Source organism: Enterobacter sp. DN (genome assembly GCF_046054285.1).
Lineage (GTDB): Bacteria > Pseudomonadota > Gammaproteobacteria > Enterobacterales > Enterobacteriaceae > Enterobacter > Enterobacter hormaechei_C.
Genome location: NZ_JBJJTG010000001.1, coordinates 456,614 through 476,572, shown reverse-complemented (window position 1 = coordinate 476,572; position 19,959 = coordinate 456,614). Strand labels below are relative to the sequence as shown.

Sequence of the window (19,959 nt, the reverse complement as noted above, 5' to 3'; positions counted from 1 at the left end):
AGGCGGGAAAAGAGGCCAGACCGCGCGGCGATCTGGCCAGAAGGATCAGTGCTTGTCATCCTGCGGCATGTGGCGATAAATATAAACGCCGCTGAGCAGGGTGAAGATAAGAGTCAGCGCCGTCAGACCAAACACCTTGAAGTTGACCCAGATATTCTGCGGCAACCAGAATGCGATATAGATATTCGCCAGACCACACAGAATAAAAAATAGCGCCCAGGCGATATTCAGACGCCCCCACACAGCCTGCGGCAGGGTCAGTTCTTTCCCCAGCATGCGCTGGATCAGCGGCTTCTTCATCACCCACTGGCTGATGAGGAGTGCGCCCGCAAACAGGCCGTAAATCACCGTGACCTTCCATTTGATAAATTCATCATTGTGGAAGAACAACGTCAGACCTCCAAACACCGCCACCATCAGGAAGGTGATGAGCGCCATCTTTTCAACTTTGCGATAGCGAACCCAGCTGTAAATCAGCACCACAGCCGTTGCCACAATCAGCGCCAGCGTACCGGCATAAATGTCGTACAGCTTATAAAAAGCGAAAAATACGATCAGCGGTAAAAAATCAAGAAACTGCTTCATTCTGCGATCCCAGTTACTGACGAATTAACATGTACAGGCGGAACAAATAGACCAGCAGCACGGCTGAAATCAGATTGCTCAGCGTATTGGCGACAACCGCTCCGACGTTTGGCGTTAACACCGCAAAATTCGGCGCAAACAGCAACAGCAGAGTTTTGGCCAGCAGCCAGCTGATAACGGCCGGGGCGACCAGTCGCATATTGGCCCATGCGAGCCTGATGCTGCTGCGCATGGCGGTGAAAATGCCCATTTTGTCCTGCACAACCATTACTGGCGCGAATGAAAGCACGATAGCCAGCAGCACGCCCGGAACGACAACCAACATTATCCCCATCTGGACCAGCAGCGTGGTAAGGAAGATGAGGATAAACAGTTTTGGCAGCACCGGAGCGCTGGCCCCGATTGCACGTAACGCGCTGACGCGTTGGCCGGCAGACACCAGTTGGATCATCAGCAACACGCCACCCGCCAGAATGGCGTTGCCAATCAGGCCCGAGAAGGTAGATGCCGCAGATGCGCGCAGCAAGATTTGCTGTTGCTCTGGCGTCATATTCTGTACAAGGTCAAACAACCCTGCGCTGCCTGCAAGATTTTCCCCCTGGCTCAGCGTGGCAATCTGTTCATCACTGGGTGAGAACGCATGACCCAGCACCACCGTAATAAAGGCGCACAACAACGCGATCAGTAAAAAGGTAATGAACTGATTGCGGAAAAAATTTCCCGTGTCACGGTAGACAGACTTCGCCGTGATAGACATGCACTCTCCTTGAGTATTGCAGGTGTTAATTAGCCGGCAATTGTACACCGGATAACACGCTGGTGGCAGCATCAAGGCTTGTATGGAAAAGCATATCTTTGTAAAGCGGCGGTAATCCATAGCGGGCGCGGGCGCGATTGCATGCCTCATTGACCTGCCCATCCTCTCCCGACATCGCGAAAGTGCGACACGGGCTGGGGCGATCCGCGTAAATGGAACAGCGGGTGGATACCCCTGGCTCACCTTGCAGTGCCACACAGCGGCTCTGTTTTTGGTTGGTGCCGCGCATACAGCGCAGAAAAGGGGTTAAGGGTTCAGTGAGATCAACCGGAACGGTGCCGCCGCCATCGCTGGCTTCAGCCCAGTAGAAAGAGACTCGAAAATACGCACAACAGGCTCCGCACGTCATGCACGGGTTATGATCACTCATGGCACACCTGCAAAAGTAGAACGCATCAAATCACATTGTGAGAGCGATAAATTATCCAGCCGCTACAGGAAGCGCAAGAGAGGGAAGACAGAAAATTTTGTAACCATGAAATGCCAAAAATTGACGCGGTAACAACTTATTGCTTTATGAGGCGTCACCAAAAATTAACCTAGATCAATGAATGTTAACTTACTGGTTTTAATGTGATCTGTGTTAGATCACTTATTACTCATTTGTGAGTATATTCTCCTCCGCAATTAAAACCACAACGATGGAGCGGATATGAAAAAATTAGCGGTGGCAGCCCTTATCTTAAGCAGTCTCTCTGGCGGCGCGTACGCGCATGAAGCAGGCGAATTCTTTATTCGTGCCGGTTCGGCAACGGTACGTCCAACGGAAGGGTCCGATAATGTACTGGGTATGGGCGGGTTTAACGTCAGCAATAACACCCAGTTAGGCCTGACGTTTACGTATATGGCAACGGATAACGTTGGCGTCGAGCTTTTAGCCGCCACGCCATTCCGTCACCGCGTCGGTTTAGGACCGACCGGGGACATTGCCACGGTTCACCATTTGCCACCAACGCTGATGGCGCAGTGGTACTTCGGCGATTCCAGCAGCAAGGTGCGCCCTTATATTGGTGCAGGGGTTAACTACACCACCTTCTTTGATGAGAAATTTAACGATACCGGTAAAAAGGCCGGGCTCTCCGATCTCAGCCTGAAAGACTCGTGGGGTATGGCGGGGCAGGTTGGTCTGGATTATCTGATTAACCGTGACTGGCTGATCAACGCCTCGGTCTGGTATATGGACATTGATACGGACGTGCGCTTTAAAGCTGGCGGGCAGCAGCAAAGTATCAATACCCGACTGGATCCGTGGGTATTTATGTTCTCAGCAGGCTATCGTTTCTGACAGAAGATATATCCCCTGTCAGCCGGTGATTGCTGTATGGTGGTTGTTCCATACACCTGGCTGGAGGGGATATCCCCAACATCAAATTTGAGTGTCCGGTTTGTGCAGGTAAACAGTTTCAGTTCACGACGTTCAGCCCAGCACATAGCCTACCTCACGGTGCTATCTGTTCCGTTTGCGGAACACGTCTCACCATTCATTCATGCCTGCCGAAGCTCAGACGACGACGGTGGCCAAAGCCAGTAAACTAGAAAAGGCCTCTGAGAGGCCTTTTTAGATCGTGAAGTCACTTCTGAATTAAATAACGAATGGTTGGTCCGTCCTGCTGGATATCCAGCACGGTATAGCCGTGATTTTTGGCATCAAGAGGAATGTTATTGATCGACTGGGGGCAATCGCTCACCACTTCCAGAATTTCACCTTTCTTTAGCTGCGGTAGCGCTTCAAGCGTGGCGACGGCCGGGTAAGGGCAAGGTTCACCCACCATATCGAGACGATAATCAGGCACGATCTCTTTCATGCGGCATTCTCCTGAGTTTCAGTTTTGGCGGTGGCGCGTCGGAAGAAGCGCTTCTCTTGTGCAACAACCAGTAAGAAGGCGATAAGCAGCAGGGCATAGGTCACCAGGAGCCCCCCGAGTGGACCAAAGGTATTCAGCAGGTTGACCTTGTCCCAGTTTGTTGCCAGTACCGGAGAGACGTCATCCCAGTAGTAGGCCAGAATGGTAGAGCCAATCACGTTACCCAGACCCACCCACCAGTAATGCACCTGGCCTTCCACAGCGCGATACATCCAGCCGGTTTCACACCCGCCCGCCAGCACGATGCCAAAACCAAACAGCAGCCCGCCAATGACGGCATTTGGGCCCGCCCACATGATTTTCGGTTCCACGCCGAGCTGAACGTAGCTGAAGATGCCGATCGTGCTCACGGCCATACCGGCAATGATCGCCTTCGCCATCATGGTTCGTCCGGTGATCCACATATCGCGAAACGCGGAGGTAAAGCAGATCTGCGCGCGTTCAATCAGCAGACCAAAACCGACGCCGAACAGCATGGCCAGGCCGAGTTTTGGCTGATTCATCGCCGTGCAAATCGCCCAGGCAACCATGGCAAAAAAGACCAGCATACCGAGGCGGAAGCGACGACGCGCCTGATCGGGTTTTTGCGTTAACGGAGAGGCAGCGCTAACTTTCGTCATTTTCACCGGAATGCGGAACAGCGGCAGCAGGGTGAATTTAGCACCGAAGTAGGAGCCGATGGCGGTGGCGACGGCAAAGAACCAGGCATGCAGCGAGAACTGCGGAATACCGGTAAAGAACGCGGCCAGATTACAGCCCATCGCCAGGCGGGCGCCAAACCCGGCAATGATGCCGCCGACCACGGCCTGCATAATGCGGATGCGGCTTTTCGGCATGCGCAACTTAACGTTGTTGGCCCACAGCGCGGCCGCAAAACAGCCGCCGAACATGCCAATGATCATCATCCCGTCGATGCGGGTCAGCGGTGTGCCCTCAAGATGGATCAGTTTGAAGTAGCCCCACTCTTCGGCATGGACACCTGCCAGCTGTAATAGCTGCCCACCCCAGCGGGTAAACTCGCCCGTAACAGCCCAGAAGGTGCCGGTAATACCGAAATAATAAGTAGAGAGAATGCCTGCCGCGATAACGGCCGGAACAGGTGACCAGAACTTAACCAGGTAAGTCTGTTTGAAGGAATGCCATGACATGAATAACCTCTGAACTCAGAAGGGTAACGCTAAAAAGAGCCCAGATCATACGCTTACGCGAAAGTTTGGAAAGTCATTCACACCGAAAATATCGACAGGATCAATTTTGACCTGCTTCTTTCAGGAAGAGAGAAGGGAAAACCGCCTGACGCCGGGGCCAGACGGTGTTAACGGTTACGCCTTGCGCGTGGCCGCTTTCATGGATGTGACGAATGCGTGTAACTCAGCCAGCATCTGCTCTGGCTTATCCACGTTCTTCTCGATAATTTTCACGATAGCCGAACCGGAAATGGCTCCGGCGGCTTTCGCGTCAATCGCCGCAGTAACCTGATCCGGTGAGGAAATGCCAAAGCCCTGAAGCGGCGGTGCAGCATGGTATTCTGCCAGCTTCTCCACCAGATGATGCAGCGGCAGCGCGGCTTTGTTTTCCGCACCGGTGACGCCCGCACGGGAGAGCAGGTAGGTGTAACCTCGTCCGTAAGAGGCAATCTGGCGCAACAGATCGTCATCGGCATTCGGTGGACAGATGAAAATCGGCGCGACGTTGTGGCGCATTGCCGCCTGACGGAATGGCGCAGACTCTTCAACGGGCACGTCAGCCACCAGCACGGAGTCAACGCCCACGCGGGCGCACTCTGCGTAAAACGCATCAATACCGCGGCTGAACACCAGGTTGGCGTACATCAGCAGGCCGATCGGAATGGTCGGGTGCTTCTGACGGATCGCCGCCAGCATTTCAAAGCACTGGCTCGGCGTCACGCCCGCGGCAAACGCGCGTAGCGTTGCGTTCTGAATGGTCGGGCCATCCGCCAGCGGATCGGAGAACGGAATACCGAGCTCCAGCGCGTCGGCACCGGCATCAATCAGGGTGTCGATAATCTTCAGCGACTGCTCCGGGCCGGGGTCGCCCAGCGTCACGAAGGGAACGAAGGCGCCTTCCTGGCGAGCTTTCAGTTGTGCAAATGCGTTGTCGTAGCGTTCCATCAGATTTCCCCTCGTGCTTTCAGAATATCGTGAACGGTGAAGATATCTTTGTCACCGCGACCGGAAAGGTTTACCACCAGCAGCTGCTCTTTTTCCGGGTTTTCCTTCATCATTTTCAGCGCGTGCGCCAGCGCGTGGGAAGACTCCAGCGCCGGGATGATCCCTTCATTGCGGCACAGTGTTTTGAAGGCTTCCAGCGCTTCGTCATCGGTGATGGAGACATAATCCGCGCGGCCGGTGCTGTTCAGGAACGCGTGCTGCGGCCCTACGGACGGGAAATCCAGCCCGGCAGAGATCGAGTAAGACTCCTCAATCTGCCCTTCATCGGTCTGCATCATTGGGGCCTTCATGCCGAAGTAGATACCCACGCGGCCATGCTTCAGCGGCGCACCATGCTCGCCCGTTTCAATGCCGTGGCCGGCAGGCTCAACGCCAATCAGCCCAACGCTGGTTTCGTCGATAAAATCGGCAAACATGCCGATGGCGTTAGATCCGCCGCCAACGCAGGCGATCACCGCATCCGGCAGGCGACCCTCTTTTTCAAGGATTTGCGCTTTAGTCTCTTCGCCGATCATGCGCTGGAATTCACGCACGATGGTCGGGAACGGGTGCGGGCCCGCGGCGGTACCGAGCATGTAGTGGGCGGTTTCGTAGCTGCCAGACCAGTCGCGAAGCGCTTCATTACAGGCATCTTTCAGCGTGGCAGAACCGCTGTGCACCGGGATCACTTCCGCCCCCATCAGACGCATACGGAACACGTTTGGCGACTGGCGCTCAACGTCCTTCGCCCCCATGTAAATGCGGCATTTCAGCCCGAGCAGGGCGCTGGCGAGGGCTGAGGCCACACCGTGCTGCCCCGCGCCGGTTTCGGCGATGATTTCGGTTTTACCCATCCGCTTCGCGAGCAGCGCCTGGCCAAGCACCTGGTTAGTTTTATGCGCGCCACCGTGCAGCAGATCTTCACGCTTAAGATACAGCGTAGTTTTAGTGCCTTCGGTCAGGTTGCGGCACTTTGTCAGCGCCGTCGGGCGACCGGCGTAGTTTTTCAGCAGGTCAGTAAACTCCGCCTGAAACGCCGGATCTTTCTGTGCGCTCACGAACGCTTCTTCCAGCTGGCGCAGCGCGGGCATCAGGATTTGTGGGACATACATCCCACCGAACTCACCAAAATACGGGTTAAGTAATGTCGTCATCTTCTCTTCCTTAATATGCACGCAGAGTTTTAAATACCGATGCCAGCTTGCTGGCGTCTTTTATGCCCGGTTGGGACTCTACGCCTGAATTGAAATCGAGGCCGGCGCAGCCGGTTTTGGCCGCTTCCACACAGTTATCGGGGCTTAATCCCCCCGCCAGCAGGACATTGTCCAGCACTTCGCCACGCAGCAGTGACCAGTCGAAACGCTGCCCCGTGCCGCCCTGGCCGTTGTCGAGCACGTATTTATCAACATGCTTCAGGTTACGCGCGGGCAGGCTGGCGCCAACGCTTTGCGCTTTCCAGATCTGAACCTGAGGCACCAGAACATGTCGCAGAGCATCGAGGTACGCCTGATCTTCATCGCCGTGCAGCTGAACCGCGCTCAGGGATAACGCGTCCGCTTTTGCCGCAACGTCGTTAATATCCGCATTGCGGAACACGCCCACGTAGCTCAGAGGCGCAGCCGCCACCACCTTGCGCGCCTGTTCCTCATTAACGGCGCGAGGAGAGGACTCAACAAAGATCAGACCACCATAGATTGCGCCCGCTTCATATGCGGCCTGCGCATCCTGTTCACGGGTCAGGCCGCAGACTTTGTTCTCACCCAACAGCACGCGGCGCACGGCCGCATTAAGATCGTCGTGTTCCATCATCGCGGAGCCGATCAGGAAACCGTTGGCAAAGTGGCTAAGTTCGCGCACCTGAGCGTAGCTGTTAATCCCGGATTCGCTGATCACCGTGACGCCCGCGCCCAGACGCGGCGCAAGCTGGCGCGTACGGTTGAGGTCAATCGACAGGTCGCGCAGGTCGCGGTTGTTAATGCCGACCACTTTGGCTTCCAGCGCGATGGCGCGCTCCAGCTCCTCTTCGTTGCTCACTTCGGTCAGCACGCCCATATTCAGGCTGTGCGCGACGGCGGAGAGTTGGCGATACTGCTCGTCATCCAGAACGGAGAGCATCAGCAGGCAGGCATCTGCCTGGTAAAAGCGCGCCAGCCAGATCTGATACGGGTCGATAATAAAGTCTTTGCACAGAATCGGCTGCGGCGCGATGCCGCTGACAACGGGCAGAAAATCGAAGCTGCCCTGGAAATATTTCTCATCCGTCAGCACAGAAATGGCAGACGCATGATGCTTGTACATACCGGCAATACGCGCCGGGTCGAAATCGTCGCGGATCACGCCTTTGGACGGAGACGCTTTTTTACACTCCAGAATAAACGCGGTACGCGCGCCCTGGAGCGCATCATAAAAACGACGGCTGCTCGGAACGACGTCATTCTGAAAACTGGCGAGCGGCTGCTGTTGCTTACGGGCTTCCACCCAGATGGCCTTATCGGCGACGATTTTCGCTAAAACGGTCTGCATTATTTACCCTCTTGCCGCAAGTGCGGTAACGCGATCGTAAGCTGCACCGGAGCGCAGTACGTCCAGAACTTTTTGGGCGTTGGCTTTCAGATCTTCCTCGCCATGTAAACGCATCAGCATGGCTACGTTGGCCGCCACGGCGGCCTCATGGGCGGCCTCACCTTTACCTTGTAATAAGCGCGTGAGAATGTCACGGTTTTCTTCCGGCGTGCCGCCCGCCAGGGCGTCCTGATGGTACGGGGTCAACCCGAAGTCAGCGGCCTCAAGCTGATAGTTCAGCACTTCGCCGTTATTCAGTTCGGCCACCAGCGTGGGCGCATGCAGGGAAACTTCATCCATCCCGCCGCTGTGTACCACGGCGGCGCGTTGGTAACCGAGGACGCGCAGCGTCTCCGCAATCGGCAGGACCAGCTCCGGACTGTAAACGCCAATCAGCGCCAGCGGCGGGTGCGCCGGGTTAATGAGTGGACCGAGCACGTTAAACAGCGTGCGGGTTTTGAGCTGCTGGCGAACAGGCATCGCGTGGCGGAAACCGGTGTGATACTTCGGCGCAAACAGGAAACAGACGCCCAGGTCATCCAGCGCTTCACGGGAACGCTCGGCGTTCATGTCCAGGTTGATACCGAAAGCCGCCAGCAGGTCGGACGATCCGGAACGGCTGGACACGCTGCGGTTGCCGTGTTTCGCCACTTTCAGACCGCATGCCGCGGCCACAAAGGCGCTGGCGGTGGAAATATTGATACTGTTACTGCCGTCGCCACCGGTCCCGACAATATCGGCAAACGGATAGTCCGGGCGCGGGAACGGGGCAGCATTTTCCAGCAGCGCGGTTGCCGCACCGGCGATCTCCTGCGGGCTTTCGCCGCGTACCTTCATGCTCACCAGCGCAGCGGCCAGCTGCTCAGGCTTCAGCTCGCCGCGCACGACGGCGGAGAACAGCTGATGGCTCTCCTGCTGGCTCAGAGTCTGAGCCTGATACAGTTTTTCCAGAATCGGTTGCAGGGTGTTGGTCTGCTCCAGCTTTTGCAGCGCCCAGTCGAGCGTTTGCTCCAGCAGGCGCGCGCCGTTGGACGTCAGGATAGATTCCGGATGGAACTGCATCCCGCAGACGCGATCCGCATCGTGACGCACCGCCATCACCATCCCTTCAAACGAGGCGTTAATGGTCAGCCCGGCCGGAATGTTGCTGCCGACCAGCGAGTGGTAACGCGCTACCGGAAGCGGGTTCGGCAGACCGGCAAACATCGCCTGACCGTCATGTTCAATACTTGACGCTTTACCATGCAGGATCTCCCCCGCCTGACCCACGTAACCGCCGTAGGCTTCGACAATCGCCTGGTGGCCGAGACAGATGCCGATAATCGGCAGCTTGCCGCGCATACGGGTCAACAGCTCAGGCATACAGCCTGCTTCGCTCGGTGCGCCTGGGCCCGGGGAGAGCATCAGCACCGGGTTTTGCATGGTCGCCAGACGGTCAATCAGCGTCTGGGCCGGAACGTGGTTGCGATAGATAACGACGTTGTGACCATTCGCACGCAGCTGATCTGCCAGGTTGTAAGTAAAGGAGTCGATATTATCGAGCAGCAGAATGTCAGCCATCAGAAAATCTCCTGTGCATGGTGTGCGGTAGCAATGGCGCGCAGTACCGCGCGCGCTTTACTGCGGGTTTCGTCGGCTTCCGACTGCGGAACAGAATCCAGCACAATCCCGGCCCCGGCCTGGACGGTGGCAATGCCGTCCTCAACGTAGGCGGAGCGGATCACGATGCAGGTATCGAGGTCACCGTGAGCGGTGAAATAGCCCACGGCACCACCGTAGCTGCCGCGACGGCGTCCTTCCGCTTCGGCGATCAGCTGCATGGCGCGGACTTTCGGCGCGCCGCTCAGGGTGCCCATGTTCATGCAGGCGCGGTAGGCGTGCAGAACGTCGAGGTCGTGGCGCAGTTCACCCACCACGCGGGATACCAGGTGCATGACGAAGGAGTAGCGGTCGACTTTGGTCAGGTCCGCCACGTAGCGGCTGCCAGGCGTGCAAATGCGTGCCAGATCGTTACGCGCCAGGTCAACCAGCATCAGGTGTTCGGAGAGCTCTTTATGGTCGGTACGCATCTCCAGCTCGATGCGGCTGTCGAGGTCGCGATCCAGTGAACCATCGGCACGACGGCCGCGTGGACGGGTTCCCGCTATTGGGTAGATCTCAATCTGGCGGCTGGTGGCGTCGTACTTGAGGGAGCTTTCCGGCGACGCGCCAAACAGGGTGAAATCATTGTCCTGCATAAAGAACATGTACGGGCTTGGGTTGCTCTTTTTCAGCACATCGTAAGCCGCCAGCGGCGACGGGCAGGGCAGTGAGAAGCGACGGGACGGCACCACCTGGAAAATCTCCCCGGCACGAATCGCTTTTTGCATCTGACGTACCACCGCGCCGTACTGATCGTCGGTCTGACTCACCTCGCAGGTCATCTTTTCAACACGCTGCACCGGGAGCGCGGGCGGTGCTTCCGACATCTGCTGTTGCAGTTGGGCGATGCGCTGCGCGAGGCGATTTCTCTCAGACTCAGACGGGGTGAACAGGCTGGCCTGGATGCGGGTGTATTTTTTCTGATGGTCGATCACCAGCAGGGTTTCGGCCAGGTAGAAGCAGTAGTCCGGGCAGCGATTACCCTGCTCGGTTTCCGGTAAATCTTCAAAGCCAGCAACCAGGTCGTAAGCAAACAGCCCGCCAAAAAACATTGCTTCGCGCTCAACTTCCGGCACGGCCACCAGATTTTGCAGCAGGCGGAAGGCGTCAAAAACGGAGAGCGAGCAGAGGCGGGCATCCTCATCCAGCAGCTGGCTCACCGGCGGGAAATGCAGAATACGCAGGTCCGGGTGGCGTTCATTTTCAATGCCTGAAGGCAGCGCCGCATCCAGCAGCGGCAGGAGCGACGCGCCATTGTCAGACAACGCCTTGATAGTGACGGTGTCACCTAACGCGGTAATGCGCAGCGCGCTGTCAACCAGCAGCAGGCTTTTGAGGTCGTCCTTACTGTCGATATCAGCAGACTCCAGCAGCAGCGTCGCGGGACGTGCGCCGCACACCTGATGAAACAGCGCGGTAGGGTTATGGCGATAGGCCGCCTCGCAGGTCAGCAGTTCGAGATGAGGTTTGGCTGTTTGCATGTTGTTGTTCTCATATTCTGTTCAAAAAAAAGCCCGCTGGGTAGCGGGCCGGGTATCTGTTTGCTTATCGCAGACGTGTGACACTGCCCGAAGATCAGGAAGTACGCCACCAACCGTGCAGAGCGAAATGTGCTGTCATTTTCAGATACCTTTCTCGTGTGAACTTGCGTACTAGTTAACTAGTTCGATGGCGTGTTGTCAACCCCTGATTTCAGTATTTCACGGTTAGTCGGTATCATAGGGGCTTCGGATGTCTCCAACCTGTTATGGGAAGTGCTTTGAGCGATACCACCTACGCCGTAATTTATGATTTACACAGCCATACGCAGGCTTCAGATGGCCTGCTGACACCCGAAGCCCTGGTCCATCGCGCCGTTGAAATGCGTGTCGGCACGCTGGCAATAACCGATCACGATACCACTGACGGCATTCCCGCCGCGCGCGTCGAGATTGCCCGCAGCGGACTGGCGCTGGATCTGGTGGCCGGGGTTGAGATCTCGACGGTCTGGGAAAACCACGAAATTCATATCGTTGGCCTTAACATCGATACAGAACATCCGGCCATGCGTGCTTTTTTGCAAGAACAAAAAACACGCCGCAATCAACGCGCGGAGATGATTGGCGAACGTCTGGAAAAAGCGCATATTCCCGGTGCGCTGGAAGGCGCGCGAACGCTGGCGAACGGTGGGGCGGTGACGCGCGGCCATTTCGCCCGTTTTCTGGTGGATGCCGGTAAGGCGACGACCATGGCGAATGTCTTTAAAAAGTATCTGGCGCGCGGGAAAACCGGATACGTTCCCCCACAGTGGTGTACAATAAAACAAGCTATTGATGTGATTCATCATTCTGGCGGTAAGGCCGTGCTGGCCCATCCGGGGCGGTATAATCTTTCTGCTAAATGGCTGAAAAGACTGCTGGCACACTTTGCCGAATGCGGCGGTGAGGCGATGGAAGTTGCCCAGTGTCAGCAGGCACCCAATGAGCGTTCGCAGCTCGCGACCTACGCCCGTCAGTTTGGTCTGCTTGGGTCACAGGGTTCAGATTTCCATCAGCCCTGCGCGTGGATTGAACTGGGGCGCAAGCTCTGGTTACCCGCGGGCGTTGAGCCTGTCTGGCAGCTCTGGGAACAGCCACAGCAAATTGAAGAGAGGGAAGTATGAGTCAGTTTTTCTATATCCATCCGGATAACCCCCAGCCACGTCTGATTAATCAGGCCGTGGAGATCGTCCGCAAAGGCGGCGTTATTGTCTACCCAACCGATTCTGGCTACGCGCTGGGCTGTAAAATTGAGGATAAAGGGGCGATGGAGCGCATCTGTCGCATCCGCCAGCTGCCGGACGGCCACAACTTCACCCTGATGTGTCGCGATCTCTCTGAGCTGTCGACCTATGCTTATGTTGATAACGTGGCCTTTCGTCTGATTAAAAACAACACGCCGGGTAACTACACTTTCATTCTGAAAGGGACAAAAGAAGTGCCGCGTCGTCTGTTGCAGGAAAAACGTAAAACCATCGGCATGCGCGTGCCGTCGAACCCGATTGCCCAGGCGCTGCTGGAAACCCTCGGCGAGCCGATGCTCTCCACATCGCTGATGCTGCCGGGCAGTGAGTTTACCGAGTCCGACCCGGAAGAGATCAAAGATCGTCTGGAGAAGGTGGTGGAGCTGATTATTCATGGCGGCTATCTTGGCCAGCAGCCGACCACCGTGGTGGATCTCACCGAAGATGCGCCAGAAGTGATTCGTGAAGGCGTGGGCGATGTTAAGCCTTTCTTGTAAGGGTGTAAGCAGATATACTACGCGGCCATCAAAGCAGGGCGTTGCCCTGTTTTTGACCTGATTCGACGCCTGTGAAGGCGACACCTGAGGAAGCTCAATGAGCGAAAAGTTACAGAAAGTGCTGGCGCGCGCCGGCCACGGTTCGCGCCGTGAAATCGAAGCCATTATTGAAGCAGGCCGCGTGAGTGTGGACGGTAAAATCGCCACGCTCGGTGACCGCGTTGAAATCGTACCGGGGCTGAAGATCCGCATTGACGGCCATCTTATCTCCGTGAAAGAGTCTGCTGAACAGATCTGCCGCGTACTGGCTTACTACAAGCCGGAAGGCGAACTGTGTACCCGCAACGATCCTGAAGGCCGCCCGACGGTGTTTGACCGTCTGCCAAAATTGCGTGGCGCCCGCTGGATTGCCGTAGGCCGTCTGGACGTGAACACCTGCGGCCTGCTGCTGTTCACCACCGATGGTGAACTGGCAAACCGTCTGATGCACCCGAGTCGTGAAGTGGAACGTGAATACGCCGTTCGTGTTTTCGGCCAGGTTGATGAGAACAAACTGCGCGACCTGTCGCGTGGTGTTCAGCTGGAGGACGGCCCTGCGGCGTTCAAAACCATCAAGTTTACCGGTGGTGAAGGCATTAACCAGTGGTACAACGTTACCCTGACAGAGGGACGTAACCGCGAGGTGCGTCGACTGTGGGAAGCGGTCGGTGTCCAGGTGAGTCGCTTGATTCGCGTCCGCTATGGCGACATTCTGCTGCCGAAAGGCCTGCCACGTGGCGGCTATACCGAACTGGATCTGACGCAAACCAACTACCTGCGCGATCTGGTTGGCCTGACGCCAGAAACCACGTCGAAAGTGGCGGTAGAGAAAGATCGTCGTCGCATGAAGGCGAATCAAATCCGCCGTGCGGTGAAACGTCATAGCCAGGTCAGCAGCAATCGCCGCTCTGGCAGCCGTAATAACAACGGTTAATTGAAAAGCCCGGTGAATATACCGGGCTTTTTTTTCAGTAATCAATCCCAATTTGCGCTTTGATACCCGCATCGAACGCATGCTTAACCGGACGCAGCTCGCTGACGGTATCGGCCAGCTCCAGAATGTCCCGATGACACCCGCGCCCCGTGACGATCGCCGTCTGGTGTGCAGGGCGGTTCCTGAGGGCCTCCAGCACGGCTTCCAGCGGCAGGTAGTCATACGCCACCATATAGGTGATCTCATCCAGCAACACCATGTTCAGCGACGGGTCTGAAAGCATTCTTTTGGCATGCTCCCAGACGGCGAGGCAGGCTGCGGTATCGGTTTCCCGGTTCTGGGTATCCCAGGTAAAACCGGTTGCCATTACCTGAAACTCAACGCCATGCGGCTCGAGCAGATTACGCTCGCCGTTGGGCCATTCACCCTTGATAAACTGGATCACGCCCACTTTCTGCCCATGCCCGACTGCGCGGGTGGCGGTCCCAAATGCGGCGGTGGTTTTGCCTTTGCCGTTGCCGGTGAACACGATTAGGATACCGCGCTCGTCCTGAGCGGCCGCCACGCGTGCATCAACCTGTTCTTTCAGACGCTGCTGGCGTTGCTGATGACGATCATCACTCATTGCGATATCCCCGGTTTGCGGCCTGGCTGGGCATCGAAGGTCAATCCGGTTTTGCGACGGCTGTCGTCACCCATCAGCCACAGGTAAAGGGGCATGATATCGGCCGGGGTTTTAAGCTTCTGCGGATCTTCTGTCGGGAAGGCGCTGGCGCGCATTTTGGTGCGCGTACCGCCTGGATTAATACAGTTAACCCGCAGGTGGCGGCTTTGGTACTCTTCGGCCAGCACCTGCATCATTCCTTCGGTGGCAAATTTTGAGACGGCGTAAGCCCCCCAGTTCGCACGCCCCTGACGCCCCACGCTGGAGGAGGTAAATACCAGCGAGCCGGAATCGGAGTTGAGTAATAAAGGAAGCAAGGCCTGGGTCAGGAAAAACGTCCCGTTGACGTTAACCTGCATCACCTGTTGCCAAATTTCCGGATACTGCTCATCCATCGGGCGCACTTCGCCCAGTAACCCCGCGTTGTGCAGTACGCCGTCCAGACGCGGATAATGTGTGCTGATCCGCTGGGCAAGGGCCTGACATGACGCTGGCGTGCAGGTCAGCAGATCGAGCGTATACCAGGGCGTGGGGGTACCGCCGGCATTTTCGATTTCACGGGCGACGGCCTTGAGCTTTTCTTCATTACGTCCCAGCAGAATAAGGCTCGCACCGTATTCAGAATAGGTCAGCGCCGCTTCGCGACCAATCCCGTCGCTGGCACCGGTAACCAGAATGATGCGGTTCTGTAGAAGGTTTTTTTGTGGCTGATAATGCACGGTGGCTCCTCAGGCGCATTGGGCGTGACTTGCACCTTTATTTATGACTTTTCGGCTTTATGCCCGAAACAGCGTCAGAATTCAATCAGTCTACAGGACAGATCGCTGGTAAATTAACAATTTGCAAAGATTTAAACCAGAAACGGGGGATTCCTGAAGCCGCCTCGCAGAGGTAATGTCCAGAGCGAGACGCCTGCACAGGGCTGTTGTACACTGGCGTGAAAGATTCGTGGTTAAATCAAGGTGGAACGCGTGGAATTACTTTCTCAGTATGGGTTGTTTTTGGCCAAAATCGCGACGGTGGTTATTGCTGTCGCGGTGATTGCCGTCCTGATTGTCAACCTGACGCAGCGTAAGCGTCAGCGTGGTGAGTTACGCATTACCCGCCTGAGCGAGCAGTATAAAGAGATGCAGGAGGAGATGTCTCTGGCGCTGCTTGACGATCATCAACAGAAGCTGTGGCTAAAAGCCCAGAAGAAAAAACATAAGCAGGACGCCAAAGCCGCGAAGGCGAAAGCTAAGCTCGCCACGCCACAGGCTGACGCAAAACCGCGCGTCTATGTGCTCGATTTTAAAGGTAGCATGGATGCGCATGAAGTCTCCTCTCTGCGTGAAGAAGTGACGGCGGTGCTGGCCGTGGCGACAGCCCAGGATCAGGTGGTGGTACGCCTTGAAAGCCCGGGCGGCGTAGTGCATGGGTATGGACTGGCGGCTTCGCAGTTACAACGTCTGCGGGATAAACAGATCCCACTCACCGTTGCGGTAGATAAGGTCGCGGCGAGTGGCGGCTATATGATGGCGTGCGTGGCGGATAAAATCGTCGCGGCACCGTTCTCCATTATCGGCTCGATTGGGGTGGTCGCGCAGATCCCTAACTTCAATCGTTTCCTGAAAAATAAAGAGATCGACATCGAACTGCATACGGCGGGTCAGTACAAACGTACGCTGACGCTGCTCGGCGAAAATACCGAAGAGGGACGGCAGAAATTCCGGGAAGATCTGAACGAAACCCACCATCTGTTCAAAGATTTCGTGCACCGCATGCGCCCAACGCTGGACATTGAGCAGGTGGCTACGGGCGAACACTGGTACGGCACGCAGGCGCAGGAGAAAGGGCTGGTGGATGAAGTGGGTACCAGCGATGACCTCCTGCTCAACCTGATGGAAGGCCGTGAGCTGGTGGGGGTGCGCTTCACCCGACGTAAGCGCCTGCTCGACCGTTTTACCAATAGCGCGGCAGAAAGCGCGGATCGCCTGCTGCTACGCTGGTTGCAGCGCGGCCAAAAGCCGCTGCTGTAAAGAAAAACGCGAGGCAGATGCCTCGCGTTTTCGTATTAATCGACCAGGTGGTACTTCTCTGAGAGGGTATGCGCCAGGTATTTAAACATGTTAAACACGGCGGTGCTTTTCGGGGTGGGTAGCCCTTGTTCATCAAGGAAGTATTCACCGCTGAACACCAGCACGCCATTACGTTGTTCCACGCCAGTCGCTTCAATTCCCGCCAGGGTGTCTTCATGGTCGCGAATGAGTTTGTTTGCTTCGATAAGCAATGAAGCTCGGTCAATGGGTTGGGTCGTATTCTGCATATTCCACTCCTTAAACAGTGACAATAGTCTACGCCTGGGTCGCTTCGGGGGCAAATTTTCCCTGTTATCCGAGGGGATAAGAAACAGGGGCTGGCTGGCGGGATTTGCTTTTGCATGCTAATAAAGTTGCGTAACGAATTTTATCAGGTACAGTGTGCGCTTTCGTCATTCTGGCAACAGAATTGCTTGACATTCGACCGGGAATTCGTCACGAATGAACTTTGATGTGAGAAAAATACCCGAAAACTCAATGACCTGGATGTCGCCATTCTGACGTTCGGTAACACATAGGGGTTGATATCCCCTGACGATGTCGCAATATCAATGGCTCGTCGTCAGCGGAAGGGAAATCAACGTGCGGCGTATTCCTGGAAGAATTAAATTAGGTAAAGGTGAATATGGGTAAAGCTCTCGTCATCGTTGAGTCCCCGGCAAAAGCCAAAACGATCAATAAATATCTGGGCAATGACTACGTGGTTAAGTCCAGCGTTGGTCACATTCGCGATTTGCCGACCAGTGGCTCAGCCAGCAAAAAGAGCGCAGACTCTACCTCCACCAAAGGGGCTAAAAAGCCTAAAAAGGATGAACGTAGCGCGCTTGTCAACCGCATGGGTGTTAACCCATGGCACAACTGGGATGCACATTACGAAGTGCTGCCAGGCAAAGAAAAAGTCGTTAACGAGCTGAAACAGCTTGCTGAAAAAGCAGACCACATTTATCTCGCAACCGACCTTGACCGCGAAGGGGAGGCCATTGCATGGCACCTGCGGGAAGTGATCGGGGGTGATGACAAACGCTACAGCCGTGTAGTGTTCAACGAAATTACAAAGAATGCGATTCGTCAGGCGTTTGAAAAGCCGGGTGAACTGAATATCGACCGTGTTAACGCTCAGCAGGCGCGTCGCTTTATGGACCGCGTTGTAGGCTACATGGTCTCGCCGTTACTGTGGAAAAAGGTCGCTCGCGGCCTGTCTGCGGGGCGTGTGCAGTCTGTGGCTGTTCGTCTTGTTGTTGAGCGTGAACGCGAGATCAAAGCGTTCGTCCCGGAAGAGTTCTGGGAAGTGGATGCGAATGTCACCACGCCGGGCGGCGATGCGCTGCCGTTGCAGGTGAGTCACCACAACGACAAACCGTTCCGTCCTGAGAATCGCGATCAGACTATGGCCGCGGTGGCGCTGCTGGAAAAAGCGCGTTATCAGGTTCTGGATCGTGAAGACAAACCGACCAGCAGCAAGCCTGGCGCTCCGTTTATCACGTCAACTCTCCAGCAGGCGGCAAGCACGCGTCTGGGTTACGGCGTGAAGAAAACCATGATGATGGCCCAGCGTCTGTATGAAGCGGGTTACATTACCTACATGCGTACTGACTCCACCAACCTGAGCCAGGACGCTGTTAACATGGTGCGCGGCTATATCGAGGACAACTTCGGTAAGAAATACCTGCCGGAAAGTCCTAATCAGTACGCCAGCAAAGAGAATTCTCAGGAAGCGCACGAAGCGATTCGTCCTTCTGACGTTTCCGTCCTGGCAGAATCGCTGAAAGATATGGAAGCGGACGCCCAGAAGCTGTATCAGCTGATCTGGCGCCAGTTCGTGGCCTGCCAGATGACGCCAGCGAAATACGACTCAACCACGCTGACCGTTGGTGCAGGCGACTTCCGCCTGAAAGCGCGTGGCCGTATTCTGCGCTTCGACGGCTGGACCAAAGTGATGCCTGCGCTGCGTAAAGGTGATGAAGACAGAACGCTGCCTTCAGTCAACAAAGGTGACGAGCTGTCGCTGGTTGATCTGGTCCCGGCTCAGCACTTCACCAAGCCACCTGCGCGCTTCAGCGAAGCATCGCTGGTGAAAGAGCTGGAAAAACGCGGCATCGGTCGCCCGTCCACCTATGCGTCAATCATTTCGACCATTCAGGATCGTGGATACGTTCGCGTCGAGAACCGTCGTTTCTATGCTGAAAAAATGGGTGAGATTGTCACCGACCGTCTGGAAGCGAACTTCCGCGAGTTGATGAACTATGACTTCACCGCGCAGATGGAAGACAGCCTCGATGAGGTTGCCAGCCATAAGGCAGAGTGGAAGAAAGTTCTCGACAGCTTCTTCAGCGATTTTACCAATCAGCTTGAGAAAGCCGAGAAAGATCCTGAAGAGGGCGGCATGCTGCCTAACCAGATGGTACTGACGAGCATCGACTGCCCAACCTGCGGCCGTAAAATGGGGATCCGTACCGCGACCACGGGCGTGTTCCTCGGTTGCTCTGGCTATGCGCTGTCGCCGAAAGAGCGTTGCAAAACCACCATCAACCTCGTGCCGGAGAACGAAGTTCTCAACGTGCTGGAAGGTGACGATGCGGAGACCAACGCACTGCGTGCCAAACGCCGCTGTAAGAAATGCGGCACGGCGATGGACAGCTACCTGATCGATCCCAAACGCAAATTGCACGTTTGTGGCAATAACCCGACCTGCGATGGTTATGAGATCGAAGAAGGTGAGTTCCGCATTAAGGGCTATGACGGTCCAATCGTTGAGTGTGAGAAATGTGGTTCCGAAATGCACCTGAAAATGGGACGCTTCGGTAAGTACATGGCATGCACCAACGACGACTGTAAAAACACGCGTAAGATCCTGCGTAACGGTGAAGTTGCGCCGCCAAAGGAAGATCCGGTTCCGCTTCCTGAGCTGCCGTGCGAGAAGTCAGACGCGTATTTCGTGCTGCGTGACGGCGCTGCCGGGGTATTCCTGGCGGCCAACACCTTCCCGAAATCGCGCGAAACCCGTGCGCCGCTGGTAGAAGAACTGTACCGCTTCCGCGACCGTCTGCCGGAGAAACTGCGTTACCTGGCCGATGCGCCACAGCAGGATCCGGAAGGCAATAAAACCGTGGTGCGCTTCAGCCGTAAAACGAAGCAGCAGTATGTGGCGGCAGAGAAAGAGGGCAAAGCGACCGGATGGTCAGCCTTCTTTGTCGACGGGAAATGGGTTGAAGGCAAGAAATAATCTTCCCTTACCGTAACTTACCTGTGAAAGGGCCGGACTTCCGGCCCTTTTTTATTACGTAGTTATTATTTTTTGTTCCGTACTATACAGCCTGGCTATAAATGATATAGTGGTTATAGTTA

The 19,959-nt window shown here is 55.9% G+C and carries 20 protein-coding genes and 1 other annotated feature; of the genes, 6 read left to right on the top strand and 14 right to left on the bottom strand.

The features are described from left to right. Positions 1-45: 45 nt before the first annotated feature. The 3 genes from ACJTMZ_RS02215 to ACJTMZ_RS02205 are packed head-to-tail and all read right to left on the bottom strand — an operon-like array spanning position 46 to position 1,772. Positions 46-585 (bottom strand): septation protein A, encoded by a 540-nt coding sequence (locus ACJTMZ_RS02215; protein ID WP_003856762.1) that lies wholly within the window; start codon positions 583-585, stop codon positions 46-48. A 13-nt stretch (positions 586-598) separates the two neighbouring features. Next, positions 599-1,342 (bottom strand): YciC family protein, encoded by a 744-nt coding sequence (locus tag ACJTMZ_RS02210; protein WP_015570376.1) that lies wholly within the window; start codon positions 1,340-1,342, stop codon positions 599-601. A gap of 25 nt (positions 1,343-1,367) precedes the next feature. Further along, on the bottom strand, positions 1,368-1,772 hold the full coding sequence (locus tag ACJTMZ_RS02205; protein ID WP_017384228.1) for a YkgJ family cysteine cluster protein: 405 nt from the start codon (positions 1,770-1,772) through the stop codon (positions 1,368-1,370). Positions 1,773-2,054: 282 nt separating this feature from the next. On the opposite strand from ACJTMZ_RS02205, the gene ompW reads away from it, so the two are divergent. After that, entirely contained in the window at positions 2,055-2,687 is a 633-nt protein-coding gene (gene ompW, locus ACJTMZ_RS02200; protein WP_023303840.1) for an outer membrane protein OmpW, read from the top strand. Between the two features lie 286 nt (positions 2,688-2,973). On the opposite strand, the gene yedF is transcribed toward ompW, so the two are convergent. The 8 genes from yedF to trpL all read right to left on the bottom strand — a co-directional run bounded on the left by yedF (position 2,974) and on the right by trpL (position 11,261). Further along, positions 2,974-3,207 carry a sulfurtransferase-like selenium metabolism protein YedF gene (yedF, locus tag ACJTMZ_RS02195; protein WP_003856774.1) on the bottom strand — a complete coding sequence of 78 codons (234 nt, stop codon included), beginning with the start codon at positions 3,205-3,207 and terminating at the stop codon, positions 2,974-2,976. Then, positions 3,204-4,415 carry a selenium metabolism membrane protein YedE/FdhT gene (yedE, locus tag ACJTMZ_RS02190; RefSeq protein ID WP_408626814.1) on the bottom strand — a complete coding sequence of 404 codons (1,212 nt, stop codon included), beginning with the start codon at positions 4,413-4,415 and terminating at the stop codon, positions 3,204-3,206. Before yedE ends, yedF begins: the two co-directional genes overlap by 4 nt. Before the next feature lie 174 nt (positions 4,416-4,589). Continuing rightward, the gene (trpA, locus tag ACJTMZ_RS02185) at positions 4,590-5,399 is read right to left on the bottom strand and encodes a tryptophan synthase subunit alpha (RefSeq protein ID WP_015570379.1); all 810 of its coding nucleotides are present in this window, start codon (positions 5,397-5,399) and stop codon (positions 4,590-4,592) included. Beyond that, positions 5,399-6,592 (bottom strand): tryptophan synthase subunit beta, encoded by a 1,194-nt coding sequence (gene trpB / locus ACJTMZ_RS02180; protein ID WP_003856780.1) that lies wholly within the window; start codon positions 6,590-6,592, stop codon positions 5,399-5,401. Before trpB ends, trpA begins: the two co-directional genes overlap by 1 nt. A gap of 10 nt (positions 6,593-6,602) precedes the next feature. After that, a complete protein-coding gene (gene trpCF, locus ACJTMZ_RS02175) occupies positions 6,603-7,961 on the bottom strand; it encodes a bifunctional indole-3-glycerol-phosphate synthase TrpC/phosphoribosylanthranilate isomerase TrpF (RefSeq protein ID WP_408626813.1) in 1,359 nt (452 codons plus the stop codon). Between the two features lie 3 nt (positions 7,962-7,964). Next, the gene (gene trpD / locus ACJTMZ_RS02170) at positions 7,965-9,560 is read right to left on the bottom strand and encodes a bifunctional anthranilate synthase glutamate amidotransferase component TrpG/anthranilate phosphoribosyltransferase TrpD (protein ID WP_017384223.1); all 1,596 of its coding nucleotides are present in this window, start codon (positions 9,558-9,560) and stop codon (positions 7,965-7,967) included. Then, positions 9,560-11,122, bottom strand: coding sequence for an anthranilate synthase component 1 (locus ACJTMZ_RS02165; protein ID WP_047740445.1), 1,563 nt, complete (start codon positions 11,120-11,122; stop codon positions 9,560-9,562). The genes trpD and ACJTMZ_RS02165 overlap by 1 nt, the downstream gene beginning before the upstream one ends. A gap of 23 nt (positions 11,123-11,145) precedes the next feature. Further along, positions 11,146-11,240, bottom strand: a sequence feature (Trp leader region). Beyond that, on the bottom strand, positions 11,217-11,261 hold the full coding sequence (trpL, locus tag ACJTMZ_RS02160; protein WP_071524153.1) for a trp operon leader peptide: 45 nt from the start codon (positions 11,259-11,261) through the stop codon (positions 11,217-11,219). Its footprint overlaps the feature before it by 24 nt. Before the next feature lie 127 nt (positions 11,262-11,388). On the opposite strand from trpL, the gene rnm reads away from it, so the two are divergent. The 3 genes from rnm (at position 11,389) to rluB (ending at position 13,872) form a co-directional block, all read left to right on the top strand. After that, entirely contained in the window at positions 11,389-12,282 is an 894-nt protein-coding gene (gene rnm / locus ACJTMZ_RS02155) for an RNase RNM (RefSeq protein ID WP_252010638.1), read from the top strand. Continuing rightward, a complete protein-coding gene (locus tag ACJTMZ_RS02150) occupies positions 12,279-12,899 on the top strand; it encodes an L-threonylcarbamoyladenylate synthase (RefSeq protein WP_003856793.1) in 621 nt (206 codons plus the stop codon). Before rnm ends, ACJTMZ_RS02150 begins: the two co-directional genes overlap by 4 nt. A gap of 97 nt (positions 12,900-12,996) precedes the next feature. Further along, positions 12,997-13,872 carry a 23S rRNA pseudouridine(2605) synthase RluB gene (gene rluB / locus ACJTMZ_RS02145; protein WP_003856794.1) on the top strand — a complete coding sequence of 292 codons (876 nt, stop codon included), beginning with the start codon at positions 12,997-12,999 and terminating at the stop codon, positions 13,870-13,872. A gap of 34 nt (positions 13,873-13,906) precedes the next feature. Here rluB and cobO read toward each other — a convergent pair whose 3' ends face one another. After that, the gene (cobO, locus tag ACJTMZ_RS02140; RefSeq protein ID WP_015570385.1) at positions 13,907-14,497 is read right to left on the bottom strand and encodes a cob(I)yrinic acid a,c-diamide adenosyltransferase; all 591 of its coding nucleotides are present in this window, start codon (positions 14,495-14,497) and stop codon (positions 13,907-13,909) included. Beyond that, positions 14,494-15,255 (bottom strand): YciK family oxidoreductase, encoded by a 762-nt coding sequence (locus ACJTMZ_RS02135; protein WP_252010637.1) that lies wholly within the window; start codon positions 15,253-15,255, stop codon positions 14,494-14,496. Before ACJTMZ_RS02135 ends, cobO begins: the two co-directional genes overlap by 4 nt. A gap of 252 nt (positions 15,256-15,507) precedes the next feature. Here ACJTMZ_RS02135 and sohB point away from each other — a divergent pair, with 252 nt between their 5' ends. Next, the gene (sohB, locus tag ACJTMZ_RS02130; protein ID WP_023296716.1) at positions 15,508-16,554 is read left to right on the top strand and encodes a protease SohB; all 1,047 of its coding nucleotides are present in this window, start codon (positions 15,508-15,510) and stop codon (positions 16,552-16,554) included. Between the two features lie 35 nt (positions 16,555-16,589). Here the strand turns inward: sohB and ACJTMZ_RS02125 are convergent, their stop codons facing one another. Beyond that, positions 16,590-16,841 carry a YciN family protein gene (locus tag ACJTMZ_RS02125; RefSeq protein WP_003856804.1) on the bottom strand — a complete coding sequence of 84 codons (252 nt, stop codon included), beginning with the start codon at positions 16,839-16,841 and terminating at the stop codon, positions 16,590-16,592. Positions 16,842-17,239: 398 nt separating this feature from the next. Here ACJTMZ_RS02125 and topA point away from each other — a divergent pair, with 398 nt between their 5' ends. After that, positions 17,240-19,837, top strand: a complete 2,598-nt coding sequence (gene topA / locus ACJTMZ_RS02120) for a type I DNA topoisomerase (RefSeq protein ID WP_015570386.1) — start codon at positions 17,240-17,242, stop codon at positions 19,835-19,837. The last annotated feature ends 122 nt before the right edge of the window (positions 19,838-19,959 follow it).

Excerpts from the sequence above, each read along its gene's own strand:
- ACJTMZ_RS02215 (WP_003856762.1), bottom strand. The coding sequence starts at position 585 with ATGAAGCAGTTTCTTGATTTTTTACCGCTGATCGTATTTTTCGCTTTT.
- ACJTMZ_RS02210 (WP_015570376.1), bottom strand. The coding sequence starts at position 1,342 with ATGTCTATCACGGCGAAGTCTGTCTACCGTGACACGGGAAATTTTTTC.
- ACJTMZ_RS02205 (WP_017384228.1), bottom strand. The coding sequence starts at position 1,772 with ATGAGTGATCATAACCCGTGCATGACGTGCGGAGCCTGTTGTGCGTAT.
- ompW (WP_023303840.1), top strand. The coding sequence starts at position 2,055 with ATGAAAAAATTAGCGGTGGCAGCCCTTATCTTAAGCAGTCTCTCTGGC.
- yedF (WP_003856774.1), bottom strand. The coding sequence starts at position 3,207 with ATGAAAGAGATCGTGCCTGATTATCGTCTCGATATGGTGGGTGAACCT.
- yedE (WP_408626814.1), bottom strand. The coding sequence starts at position 4,415 with ATGTCATGGCATTCCTTCAAACAGACTTACCTGGTTAAGTTCTGGTCA.
- trpA (WP_015570379.1), bottom strand. The coding sequence starts at position 5,399 with ATGGAACGCTACGACAACGCATTTGCACAACTGAAAGCTCGCCAGGAA.
- trpB (WP_003856780.1), bottom strand. The coding sequence starts at position 6,592 with ATGACGACATTACTTAACCCGTATTTTGGTGAGTTCGGTGGGATGTAT.
- trpCF (WP_408626813.1), bottom strand. The coding sequence starts at position 7,961 with ATGCAGACCGTTTTAGCGAAAATCGTCGCCGATAAGGCCATCTGGGTG.
- trpD (WP_017384223.1), bottom strand. The coding sequence starts at position 9,560 with ATGGCTGACATTCTGCTGCTCGATAATATCGACTCCTTTACTTACAAC.
- ACJTMZ_RS02165 (WP_047740445.1), bottom strand. The coding sequence starts at position 11,122 with ATGCAAACAGCCAAACCTCATCTCGAACTGCTGACCTGCGAGGCGGCC.
- rnm (WP_252010638.1), top strand. The coding sequence starts at position 11,389 with ATGGGAAGTGCTTTGAGCGATACCACCTACGCCGTAATTTATGATTTA.
- ACJTMZ_RS02150 (WP_003856793.1), top strand. The coding sequence starts at position 12,279 with ATGAGTCAGTTTTTCTATATCCATCCGGATAACCCCCAGCCACGTCTG.
- rluB (WP_003856794.1), top strand. The coding sequence starts at position 12,997 with ATGAGCGAAAAGTTACAGAAAGTGCTGGCGCGCGCCGGCCACGGTTCG.
- cobO (WP_015570385.1), bottom strand. The coding sequence starts at position 14,497 with ATGAGTGATGATCGTCATCAGCAACGCCAGCAGCGTCTGAAAGAACAG.
- ACJTMZ_RS02125 (WP_003856804.1), bottom strand. The coding sequence starts at position 16,841 with ATGCAGAATACGACCCAACCCATTGACCGAGCTTCATTGCTTATCGAA.
- topA (WP_015570386.1), top strand. The coding sequence starts at position 17,240 with ATGGGTAAAGCTCTCGTCATCGTTGAGTCCCCGGCAAAAGCCAAAACG.